The following is an 11,273-nucleotide window of genomic DNA, read 5'->3' as shown; positions in this document are numbered from 1 at the left end:
TGATCGGAGGTTGACCCATGTCCGTCGGGTTCGTCGATGGTCGGGCCCCGACCACGGGTGTCGCCGGGCCCGGTGCCGACCACGAGGCCCTCGACCTGATGGGTGACCTGCGGCGGCCGCTGGTGTGGCCGGCCCGGGCGGCGTCGCGACTGCGGACGCTGGAACTGCCCGGCCCGGCGGGCCCGGGGCCGGCCGGGCTGGTGGTGCTGGCGGGCCTCGTCGGGGTGCTGGCCCGGTACACCGGCCAGGAGGAGGTGGCCCTCGGCCTGTCCTCGGGTGGATCTGTGCTGCGGGTCGGGGTGGCGGACGATCCGGCGTTCGGTGAGCTGGTGAGCCGGGTGGCTGCGGCGTGGACCGCGCCGGTGGCGGGCGCGGGCGTGATGGGTCCGGTGGCGGTGGCCCTGGTCGACGGCCCGGTGGCCGCCGTGGGCCCCGAGACGGTGGACGTCGACCTGGTGGTGAGCGTGGCCTCGGACGGGTCCGGGCTGCGGGCGGACCACGCGGCGGAGGGCTTCTCCGCGGACTGGGTGCGGGGCCTGCTGGACCAGACGGCCACGCTGGTGTCGGCCGGCGTGCGGGAACCCGGGACCCCGTTGTCCGGGCTGCCGTTGTTGGGCACGGCCGAGCGGGAGCGGCTGCTCGCGTGGGGCCGGGGCCCGGTCCGCCCGGTGCCGGACGAGCCGCTGCACGAACTGGTGTTGCGGTGGGCACGCCGGACGCCGGACGCGGTCGCGGGCGTCGCCGACGGCGAGGTCGTCACGTACGCGGAGCTGGCACGCCGATCGGAGCTGCTGGCCCGCTACCTGCGCTCAGCCGGTGTCGGCGTCGGGGACGTGGTGTCACTGGCGCTGGACCGCAGCATGCGGACCCTCGTCGCCACCCTGGCGGTGCTGCGGGCCGGGGCGGCGTACACGCCGATGGACGTGTCGTGGCCGGCGGAGCGGATGCGGATGCTCCTGGCCGACCACGGCGCACGGGTCGTGCTCACCGTCGGCGAGGTCGCCCCACGCATCCCCCGACCGGACGGCGTACGGGTGGTCGCCCTGGACGACGACTGGGCCGCCGTGGAGGCGGCCGAAGCGATCGAGCTGCCGGTGGTGGAAGCCTCCCGGCCGGCGTTCGTGATCTACACGTCGGGATCGACCGGGGCGCCGAAGGGCGTCGTGCTGACCCACGACAAGCTGACGAACTTCGTCACCTGGATGCGCGACGAGTGCGCGGTCGGCCCGGACAGCCGGATGCTGCACTGCTGCGCACCGGTCTTCGACGTCGCCCTGGGCGAGATCTACACCGCGCTGACCTCCGGCGCCCGCGTCGTGGTCTGCTCCCGTGACGACCTGCTCGACGCCCGCCGGTTGACGGAGCTGATCGCGAAGGAGGAGACCACCCACGCGTTCTGCCCGCCCACGAACCTCGCCGCCGTCGACCCGGCCGACTGCCCGAGCATGTCGTGCGTGACCCTCGCCGGGGAGCCCGTCCCGCCGCGCATGGCCCGCCGGTGGATGGCCGCCGGCGCCCGCCTGATCAACGCGTACGGGCCCGCCGAAGCCGCCGTGGCGTGCACGTGGTTCGACGCGTCGGAGGGCTGGGGCGGCGCGTACGTGCCGATCGGTCGGCCCATGCCCAACCGGCAGATCCGCGTCGTCGACGCCAACCTCGGCCTCGTCCCCATGGGTGTGCCCGGCGAGATCCTCATCACCGGCGCCGGGGTCGCCGACAGCTACCTCAACCGACCCGACCTGACCGCGCAACGGTTCGTCACCGACCCGCACGGCGGCGGGATCGCCTACCGCACCGGCGACCTGGGCCGGTGGAACGCCTCCGGGGCGCTGGAGATCCTCGCCCGGATGGACCACCAGGTCAAGGTCAACGGCATCCGCATCGAACTCGGCGAGATCGAGGCCGTCCTCGAACAGCACCCGGACGTCGGCACGGCCGTGGTCGTCCGCCGCGAGGACCGGGGCGTCGCCCGCCTGGTCGGCTACGTGACCGGCCGCGACGGCCGGAACCCGGTCGTGACCGCGCTGCGGGCGCACGCCGCGGGCGTGCTGCCCCCGTACATGGTCCCCGCCGTGATCATGGTCCTCGACCGGTTCCCCGTCGGCGGCACCGGAAAGATCGACAGACGGGCGCTGCCGGAACCGGGCTCGCAGCGCCCGGACGTCGGCGTGGACTACGTCGAAGCCGCGACGGACGAGGAACGTCTCGTGGCCGGAGTGTTCGCGACCGTCCTCGGTATCGACCGGGTCGGCACGCGCGACAGCTTCTTCGCCCTCGGCGGCACCTCCCTGCAGTCCGCCGCCGTCGCCGCCGCCGTCGACGAGGCAGCCGACGTCGTCGTACCCGTCTCGCAGATCCACCGCACGCCCACACCGCACGGCCTGGCGCACTGGCTCACCACCGCGCCCCGCCGCCCCATGGCCGAACCGGAACCGCCCGGCACCGGCCGCCCCGGCCCGACCGGGCCCGTCCCGCTGACCCTGTCGGTCGGCAAGTTCGTCTGGCTCCCCTTCGACCTGGTCTGCCCGGCCACCTGGTGGATCGAGGGCGAACTGGACCTCCGTGCGCTGATGGCGGCGCTCGGCGACGTGCACCGGCGGCACGAGGCGTTGCACGCCCGCTACCGGCGGGTGGACCCGCCCGTGGCCGTCGTCCCGCCGAACCCGGGCAAGCCCCCACTCCGGCTGCTCACCGACGCCACGAGCGAACAGGAGGCGCTCGACCAGCTCGCCGAGGCGGTGCAGCAGCCGCTGGACTACACCCAGGGCCGCAACTGGCGGGCCGCGCTCGTCCGCGAGAGATCGACCGGACGGATCCTCTTCGGCGTCGGCATCCACCACATCGCCTTCGACGGGTGGTCACACGGGCTGCTCGTCCGCGACCTCGGCCGCGCCTACGCCGCCCGCCTGGCCGGCCGGGCGCCCACGTGGGACCGCCCCGCACCCACGCTGCGCCAGTTTTACGACGAGCACACCCGCCTGCGGGCCGCCACCGACCTCGACGCACAGCGGGACTACTGGCGCGAGCAGTTGCGGGGACTCGCCCGCCAGGGCGAGGGCCGGCCCCAGTCGCTCCTGGAGCAGACCCCGACCTGGGGGCCCAGGACCGGGCACGTCGTCGCCGTCCCTCCCGAGGTGCTGGACCGCTGGGACCGGGCCGCCCGGGAACACCGGTTCAGCCGCTCCACCTACTTCGCCGCCGCGTACGCCTCCGCGCTGCGCACCATCCACCAGCAGGACGACATCGCCCTGCTGATGATCGTCGCCCAGCGCGGCAGCCGGATCCTCGACTCCACCTTCACGAGCAGGATCACCTCCAACTGCCTCCGGGTCCGGTTCGACGGGCCGGAGAAGAACCTGATCCGAGCGGTCCAGCACACCGCGGACGGGCTGATGGCCGCCCAGGACGTCTCCTTCGTGGAGATGACCACCGACCCGGTCCTCGGCATGTCCCGCGAGGTGGCGAACAGCCTGCCCTCCTTCGCCTACCAGGACAACCTCGTCCCTCCGCTGGAACTGCCCGGCTGCCGGACCGAGGAGGTCGTCGACCCGTACGCCCGGGAGTGGTCGGGTTCCTGCGTCGCCGAGGTGCTTCCCGGTGCCGCGGGCGCCCTCCTGCGCGTCACCATCCGCACCGACCTGGTCCCGCCCCCCGTCGCCGAGATGCTGGCCGCCGCCATGCTGCGCTTCCTGGAAGCCGGACCCGGGGCCGCCGACGAGGCGCGCTGAGAGGCCCCGCGGCCGCCGCGACCGGCCTGGCAGGCAACCTGCGGCAGGATCCGGACCGGTGTGGCGGAAGGTCGAGACAGGGTTCCCCGGCCCGACGGCGGCCGCCACGGGTCAGCGCCGGAAGCGTTGCCTCAGGTAATCGTGGATCGACGCCAGGTCCCCGGCGGTGAACACGGTGGTGGCGTGGTTCTCCCGCTCGCCGTAGCGGTCGACGCTGTAGCGCAGCGGCTCGTGGTGACGCCGGATGACGTACCGCACGTCCACGCCGAACGCCGCCGACTCGCGGGTGCTGACGAACCGCCCCAGCGGATGGCCGCTGCGTTCCGCCTGTGCCACGAGTTCGGTGGTCACCAGGGACAGGTCGGGCCCCTCCGAGATGATCCGCAGCGGCGGGTCCGGCCGCTCGGTGCGGTACGCCCGGGTGATCGCCGCGAGGTCGAGGGCACGCAGCGCGGCGAGTTCCTCCTCGTCGGCCCAGCGGATCCGGAACGCCACGCACGGCCAGCCCAGCGGGCGTGGGGCGGAACGGTTGCCGACCTCGGTCAGCAGGACCCGGGTGACGTCGGCCAGGTCGTCGGCGGCGTGCACCGGATCGCCGAGCTTGGCCACCCCGTGGTCGCGCAGGTGCAGCTCGAACCGGCCGTCGCGTTCGGCGATCCGGTACGACATCCGCTCGCCGGTGGCGACGAAGGGGTTGCCGTACAACTCCGCCGGCGGCCACCAGCCGCACTCGCGCAGCCAGTCGCCCGCGACGGGATCGAGTTCGTCGACGGTGACCGCCCGCACGCTGCCGGGCGGATCGAGTTTGCTGGCGATGGCCCACAGCTCCTCGCAGGCGGCCTGCTCGCTGTCGAAGACGACCGGCTCCGGGCCTTGCGTGTCGGGGGGAAAGCGGGCGGGGCGATACAGATCCCGGACGGTGACGATGTACCGACCGTCCTCGATCAGCAGGTTCCACGCACCGTGGCAGATCGACCTCGACCTGCCCGCTGCGCGGCTCCGGCTGTCCAGCGTGTCGTAGAGCGGGGCGTGCACCTGGAACGGGTCGTGGCCCGCAGCGCGCAGGCGCTGCTGCAACTCCAGAAAGTCCACCCGGTCATGGTGCACCTCCCGCACGGGTTCGGCGCAGGCGGCCTGGTTGGGCCGCACGCGCCCGCCGGGGTGGGGCGGGACGATGGCGGAAGGGCCGGCAGGTCCCGACGTCCGAAAACGTCGGTGTTGGACACTACGGTGGCCCGATGACCGATGTTCCCGTCGCGCCCCTGGTCCGCAGCCGCCCTCCCGAGGACGGCGACGAACGCGAGACCCTGTCCGGCCTGCTCGACTTCCTGCGTGCCTCGGTGGTGAACAAGGTCGCCGGGCTCACCGACGAGCAGGCCTTCGGTCGATCCGTGCCCGCGTCCGCGCTCACGCCCGCGGGGCTGGTCAAGCACCTCACGGGGGTGGAGCGGTACTGGTTCAGCATCGACTTCGCCGGTCACGAGCTGCCCCCACCGTGGACCGACGACGAGCCCGGCGCGTTCGCTCTCGGCCCGGAGGACTCGCTGGCGGAAATCGTCGAGGCCTACCAGGCCGAGTGCGCGCGGTCCTCGGCCGTCGTGGCGGGCGCGGCGCTCGAGGATCGCGCCCGGGCCGCCGGGGTCTCCTTCACCCTGCGATACGCGCTCGCGCACATGATCCAGGAGACCGCGCGTCACTGCGGCCACCTGGACCTGCTGCGCGAGAGCATCGACGGGCAGGCCGGCGAGTAGCCGGAAGCACCCGGTGCGGGTCAGTGGACGAGGGCTGCGGGGCAGTGCGCGAGCAGGTCCGTCGGGGTGTGGAGGACCAGGTCCGGGCCGGCGGCGAGCAGCGCGGCCACGTCCCCGCCGTGCCAGGTGGTCGCGACGGCGGTCGCCCCGGCGTCCCGGCCGCTGAGCAGGTCGATGACCGCGTCGCCGACCATCATCGCCTGGTGCGGCGGCACGTCGAGGTGGCCGAGCGCCTGGAGCACGATGTCCGGGGCGGGCTTCGGGCGGGCCACCTCGTCGGAGCCGATCACCTGGCCGAAGAGGCCCAGCACGCCGAGCTGGTCGAGCAGCGAACGGGCCCGGGGGCCGGCCTTGCCGGTGGCGATCGCCATCCGGATCCCCCGGGAGTGCAGCGTCTCCAGGGTCTCCCGCACGCCGGGGAAGAGCGGCACCAGGTGTGCCATCCGGTAGCTCTCCCGGACGAACGGCTCCTCCATCTCCAGCGGCAGCCCCATCAGCCGCATGATGTCCGGGAAGTACCGGCCCATGTGCCGGTTGTACTCCTCGAACGGCGCCGGCCCGTCGCCCACCACCTCGGCGTACGCGATGCTGAACGCCTCCCGCATGACGGCCGAGCTGTCGACGATGACGCCGTCGAGGTCGAACACGACCGCGCGGATCGGGCCGCGGCCCGGCGACGGCGGGGTCACCTCGACGGTGGAGGACGGATGGCTCATGGCTGCTCCCGGAAGCGAGTGGGGCCGACGGTGGTTCTCACCGGTCGTGGTGGCCCGCCAACGCGTGCTGCCGCTCCGGCGCGGTGGGCCGGGCGGACTGGTAGATCCGCTCGATGATGTCGATGGTCCGGTGGGCCTCGGCCACGGCCGCGCCCCGGCCGGTCGGGTCGGCGAGCAACCCTGGGAGGGCGTCGAGCTGGCGGTCGTACTCGGCGCCGATCGGCTCCTCGGGCAGCGACAGCCGCACGGTCTCGCCGTCCCGGGTACGGGTCAGCACCGGCGTCGGCTCCCGGTTGGGGCTGAAGCCGAACGTGCAACGCAGCGTCGCCGAGCCGGCGGCGCCGTGCACGGTGACGGTGGTGCGGTCCAGCGACTCGTGCGAGGCCCAGCAGGCGTGCAGTGCGACCGAGGCCCCCTCGGCGGTGAGCAGGAAGCCCCGGGCGGTGTCCTCGACGTCTCCGGGGGCGCGGCCACCGGCGCCGGCGTCGCTGCGCCAGGCGGCGTGGGCGGCGCTGTCGTTGACGAAGTCGTCGGAGACGCTGCCGATGGCGTGGGTGACCCGGGTCGGGCCGAGCATCGGCAGCACCGTGTCGAGCAGGTGCCAGCCGAGGTCGACCAGCGCTCCCCCGCCCGAGAGGTCGCGCCGGGTGAACCAGCCGCCCGCGTCCGGCACCCCCCGGGCGCGGACCCAGGCCACGTCGACGTGCCGGATCGGGCCCAGCTCGCCGGCCACGCCGGTCAGGGCCCGGATGTCGGCCCGGTAGCGGGCGGCGCTGCCGGCCAGCAGCACCGCGCCGCCGTCGCGTTCCGCGTCGGCCAGCAGCGTCGCCTCGGCGGAGGTCAGGCAGACCGGCTTCTCCAGGAACACCGGTACGCCCCGGCGCAGCAGCCGGACGGCGACGTTGGCGTGCAGGTGGTTCGGTACGGCGACCACCACCAGGTCGACCGCCCCGGCCGGCAGGTCGTCGACGTCGGCGTACGCGGACGGGACGTGGTGGGTGGCGCGGGCCCGGTCGCGGACTGCGGGCTGCGGGTCGACCACGGCGGTCACCTCGAAGCCCGGATGCGCGGCGAGCCGGGGCAGCCAGATCTCCCGCCCGGCCCACCCGAGACCGGCCACCGCGACCCGCACCGGTCGGTCGGGCGCGGCGGCCGGGGGCAGGGCCGTCATCCGGCGAGGACGTCGGCGAGCACGGCGGCGATGTCGTGCATCTGCTGCTCCGTGCCGAGCAGCGTGCGGTGGTGCAGCCAGATGCAGTCGGAGTGGATCTGCTCGACGTTGGGGCAGCGGGCGGCGATCGCCTCGACCGACTCGTCGGGGGCGCCGGCCTTCCAGAAGCCCTCGCACCGGTAGATCGCCCGGAACGCCACGAACGCCGGGACGCCCCGGGCGATGAGCGCGTCCACCACGGCGCGGCGGCGCTCGATGGTGATGCCGGGAACGCGGAACATCGCCATGTAGTGCGGGTTGCGGTCGGTACGCGGGTCGGTGGTCTGCGGAACCACGCCGGGGATCTCGGCGAGCAGGCTCGACAGCAGCGGCCAGCGCTGCTCGCGTACCGCGATCTGGTCGTCCAGGCGGGACAGCTGGGCGCGCAGCACGGCGGCGGTGAACTCGCCCATCCGGTAGTTCGAGCCCGTGGTGCCGTGCAGGTAGTCCCGGTCGGTGCGGGGCCGGCCGCAGCTGTGCACGAGGAACGCCCGCTCGCGCAGTTCCTCGTCGGGGAAGACCACCGCCCCGCCCTCGCCGGCGGTCATCAGCTTGCCGTTCTGGAAGCTGAACGCGGCCACCGAGCCGAGCGCCCCGGCCCGCTTGCCCTGCCACTGCGCGCCGTGGGCGTGGGCCGCGTCCTGGAGCACCGCCACCCCCGCGTCGGCGGCGAGCTTGTCCAGCGCGTCCATGTCGGCGAACTGGCCGGCCATGTGCACCGGCATGACGACCTTGGTGCGCGGGGTGATCGCGGCCTCGACGGCGGCCGGGTCGACGCAGTAGGTGTCGAGGTCGACGTCGACCGGCACGGCGACCGCGCCGAGGCGCTGCGCGGCCAGCGAGGACGAGATGAACGTGAAGGCCGGGACGATCACCTCGGTGCCCGGCCCGACGCCGAGCACCTCCAGGGCGACCTCGAGGGCGTGGGTGCCGTTGGTGACGGCGAGCGCGTGCGGCGTGCCGTGGTAGTCGCCGAACTCCCTCTCGAAGGAGTCGACCTCGCTGCCGCCCATCCGCCACCACTGGCCCTGTTCGAGGGCGCGGATCAGTCCGGCGCGCTCCTCGTCGCCGAACTGCGGCCACTCCGGGAACTCGGACACCGTCGAGGGCTGACCACTCATGACTTCCCACTTCCCAACTCGGGCAGACCAGGGGCTTCGCCGGACCATCGGGCGGGACGACCGGGGACCGCCGGTACGCGGTCCGGGCGCACCGGGGCGCCGATGGCCGGTTCGAGGTAGGTGACGCATCCGTTGGAGCCGGCGGCGTCGCTTCGGCAGGGAGGACGGTAACCGAAGCGGACAGGCGGTCACCGCCCCTAACAGCCCCTAGCCACCCCTTAGTCCGCCGCGCCACGGCCAGCGCCGGTTCGCCTGGCGTCGCGGGCGTAGTAAGACTGCGGTGGACCAGTCATCGGGCCTTGTCGGGACAGGGCCGCGCCCCGCGAGGTGAAGTGTGTCGAGCGTGCTGCTGCTGAACGGCCCGAACCTGGGCATCCTCGGCCGACGGGAGCCGGAGATCTACGGCACCGACACCCTGGACGACATCGAACGCGCGGTCGGCGAGGAGATCGCGGGGCGGGGCTGGCGGGTGGTGGCCGAGCAGCACGACTGCGAGGGCGCCCTGATCCGCGCCATCCAGGGCAACTACGACACCGTGGGCGCCATCGTCAACCCGGGCGCCCTGATGATCGCGGGTTGGAGCCTGCGCGACGCGCTGGCCAACTATCCCCGGCCCTTCGTCGAGGTGCACCTGTCCAACGTTTGGGCCAGGGAGAGCTTCCGGCACGACTCGGTGATCGCCCCGCTGGCCAGCGGCGTCATCGTCGGGCTCGGGTCGCTGGGCTACCGCCTGGCCGCCCGCGCCCTCGTCGCGACCGTCCGGTGACGGCCCGGTACCGCACCGTCCGGCCCCATCGGCGTCGATGCGCCAGCGGTACGGTCGTCCGCACGTTCCGACTCTTCCCGAAGGACATCACGTGCACATTCCCATCCTCGTCCTGACCCTCATCCTCGCCGCGGTGTTCCTGGGCACCGCCGTGCCGAAGCTCACCGGGCAGGCGCAGATGCGCGAGCGGATGGACCACCTCGGCGTCTCGCCCGGCCTGACGCGCCTGCTCGGGGTGCTGGAACTCGCCGCGGTCGCCGGGCTGCTGCTCGGTCTGCTCTGGCCGCCGCTGGGCATCGCGGCGGCGATCGGCCTCGCCCTGCAGATGGTGGGCGCGGTGGTCTACCACGCCCGCGCGAAGGACCCGGCCCCGATGACCCTGACGCCGGTGATCTTCGCTCTGGCGGCCGTCGCGCTCGTGGTCCTGCACGTGCTCCAGGGCTGAGGTCCGGGCGTGACCGGTCCACAGCGGACTCCCGGTGTGCTGGGCGTCGACGTCGGCGGCACCAAGGTGGCGCTGCGCGCGGAGGCGCCCGGACTGCCGGCGTACGAGCGGACCTTCCGCTGGCCGCGGGGCGCCGACCCGGTCGCGGACCTGGCCGTGCTGGCGGCCGAGGTGGAGCGGCTGCGCGAGGCGTGGGGACCGGTGGGTGCGGTCGGGGTGGCGATGCCGGCGACCACGGACCCGGCGGGCACCGTCACCACCTGGCCCGGGCGGCCCGGTTGGGCGGGGCTGGACCTCGCCGGCGCGCTGCGCCGCCTCTTCCCCGACGCGGCGACGGCCGTCGCCGACGACGGTGACCTCGCCGCGCTGGCCGAGGCCCGGCACGCCGGCCGCGACGACGTGGTCTATCTGGGCGTCGGCACCGGGATCGGCGGCGGCGTGGTGCTGGCGGGGCGGTCGGTGCCCGGCCGCTCCTCCGCCGAGATCGGTCATATGGTCGTCGCCCTCGACGGCGAGCGCTGCGACTGCGGCCGACGCGGCTGCCTCCAGTCGATCGCGTCCGGCCCGGCCACCCTGCGCCGGGCAAGCGCCGGCCGCGGCGGCGAGGTGAGCTTCGACGACCTGCGGGCGGGGCTCGACGAGCGCCGACCGTGGGCGGTGGAGGCGGTCGACGCGAGCTGCCGGGCGCTGGCGGCGGCGGTGGTCAGCCTCGGCGAGCTGCTGGACCCGGCGCTGGCGATCGTGGGCGGCGGGTTCGCCGCCGGCCTGCCCGCCCTGGTGCCGCTCGTCGCCGAGCGGGCCCGGTCCGCCGGCCGGCCCGGACGGCCGGCGCCACCGGTGCGGGCCGCCGCCCTGGGTGCGCTGTCGTCCCTGCACGGCGCGGTGGAGCTGGCCCGTGGCCTGACCGGCACGCCGGCCCCCGCGCGTTCCATTCCCACCCTCTAGAAGGAGATCAGCATGGTCAGGATCGGTGTCATCGTCGGCAGCACGCGGCCCGGGCGCAAGGCCGACGCCGTGGCCCGCTGGGTGACCGAGGTCGCCGCCAAGCGGGGCGACGCCACGGTCGAGCTGGTCGACATCGCCGACTACGACCTGCCGCACTTCGACGAGGTGCTGCCGCCGTCGATGGCGCCGTCGAGGCGCCCCGCCGTACGCCGCTGGGCGTCGACCGTCGCCGGGTTCGACGGGTTCGTCTTCGTCACCCCGGAGTACAACCACTCGATCCCGGGCGCGCTGAAGGACGCCGTCGACTTCCTGTTCCAGGAGTGGCAGCACGCGTCCGCCGGCCTGGTCAGCTATGGCGTGCACGGCGGCACCCGGGCGGCGGAGCACCTGCGGCTGGTGCTCGGGCAGCTCGGCGTGGCCGACGTCCGGTCCCAGGTCGCGCTCTCGCTGACGACGGACTTCGTCAACTTCCGCGACTTCCGGCCGGCGGCGCACCACGAGCAGGCCCTCGGCACCATGCTCGACGAGGTGGTCGCCTGGGCCGGCGCGCTGCGGACGCTCCGCCGGAGCTGAGGCGGTCGGGCGGGTCCC

At 74.3% G+C, this 11,273-nt stretch carries 10 protein-coding genes; 6 read left to right on the top strand and 4 right to left on the bottom strand.

The features are described from left to right. Window positions 1-17 precede the first annotated feature (17 nt). Window positions 18-3,728, top strand: a complete 3,711-nt coding sequence (locus DER29_RS14340) for an amino acid adenylation domain-containing protein (protein WP_121397787.1) — start codon at window positions 18-20, stop codon at window positions 3,726-3,728. 111 nt (window positions 3,729-3,839) lie between these two features. Here the strand turns inward: DER29_RS14340 and DER29_RS14335 are convergent, their stop codons facing one another. Beyond that, a complete protein-coding gene (locus DER29_RS14335; RefSeq protein ID WP_148710049.1) occupies window positions 3,840-4,820 on the bottom strand; it encodes a hypothetical protein in 981 nt (326 codons plus the stop codon). 146 nt (window positions 4,821-4,966) lie between these two features. Here DER29_RS14335 and DER29_RS14330 point away from each other — a divergent pair, with 146 nt between their 5' ends. After that, complete coding sequence (locus DER29_RS14330) at window positions 4,967-5,479, top strand: DinB family protein (RefSeq protein ID WP_199729287.1); 513 nt, start codon at window positions 4,967-4,969, stop codon at window positions 5,477-5,479. Between the two features lie 20 nt (window positions 5,480-5,499). Here DER29_RS14330 and DER29_RS14325 read toward each other — a convergent pair whose 3' ends face one another. Genes DER29_RS14325 through DER29_RS14315 form a run of 3 tightly spaced genes read right to left on the bottom strand, consistent with a single transcriptional unit; the run spans window position 5,500 to window position 8,526 of the window. Continuing rightward, window positions 5,500-6,195, bottom strand: coding sequence for an HAD-IA family hydrolase (locus DER29_RS14325; protein ID WP_121397785.1), 696 nt, complete (start codon window positions 6,193-6,195; stop codon window positions 5,500-5,502). A 37-nt stretch (window positions 6,196-6,232) separates the two neighbouring features. Next, on the bottom strand, window positions 6,233-7,366 hold the full coding sequence (locus tag DER29_RS14320) for a Gfo/Idh/MocA family protein (protein WP_121397784.1): 1,134 nt from the start codon (window positions 7,364-7,366) through the stop codon (window positions 6,233-6,235). Then, a complete protein-coding gene (locus DER29_RS14315; RefSeq protein ID WP_121397783.1) occupies window positions 7,363-8,526 on the bottom strand; it encodes a DegT/DnrJ/EryC1/StrS family aminotransferase in 1,164 nt (387 codons plus the stop codon). The genes DER29_RS14320 and DER29_RS14315 overlap by 4 nt, the downstream gene beginning before the upstream one ends. 334 nt (window positions 8,527-8,860) lie before the next feature. Here DER29_RS14315 and DER29_RS14310 point away from each other — a divergent pair, with 334 nt between their 5' ends. The 4 genes from DER29_RS14310 to DER29_RS14295 all read left to right on the top strand — a co-directional run bounded on the left by DER29_RS14310 (window position 8,861) and on the right by DER29_RS14295 (window position 11,255). Further along, on the top strand, window positions 8,861-9,292 hold the full coding sequence (locus DER29_RS14310) for a type II 3-dehydroquinate dehydratase (RefSeq protein WP_121397782.1): 432 nt from the start codon (window positions 8,861-8,863) through the stop codon (window positions 9,290-9,292). A 91-nt stretch (window positions 9,293-9,383) separates the two neighbouring features. Then, complete coding sequence (locus DER29_RS14305; RefSeq protein ID WP_121397781.1) at window positions 9,384-9,737, top strand: DoxX family protein; 354 nt, start codon at window positions 9,384-9,386, stop codon at window positions 9,735-9,737. Between the two features lie 9 nt (window positions 9,738-9,746). Further along, on the top strand, window positions 9,747-10,682 hold the full coding sequence (locus DER29_RS14300; protein ID WP_121397780.1) for an ROK family protein: 936 nt from the start codon (window positions 9,747-9,749) through the stop codon (window positions 10,680-10,682). A 12-nt stretch (window positions 10,683-10,694) separates the two neighbouring features. Further along, complete coding sequence (locus tag DER29_RS14295) at window positions 10,695-11,255, top strand: NADPH-dependent FMN reductase (RefSeq protein WP_121397779.1); 561 nt, start codon at window positions 10,695-10,697, stop codon at window positions 11,253-11,255. Window positions 11,256-11,273: the final 18 nt, after the last annotated feature.

The organism is Micromonospora sp. M71_S20, from assembly GCF_003664255.1.
Taxonomy (GTDB): domain Bacteria; phylum Actinomycetota; class Actinomycetes; order Mycobacteriales; family Micromonosporaceae; genus Micromonospora.
The sequence above is the reverse complement of the archived record's forward strand: the minus strand, read 5'-3'. Positions and strand labels throughout refer to the sequence as shown.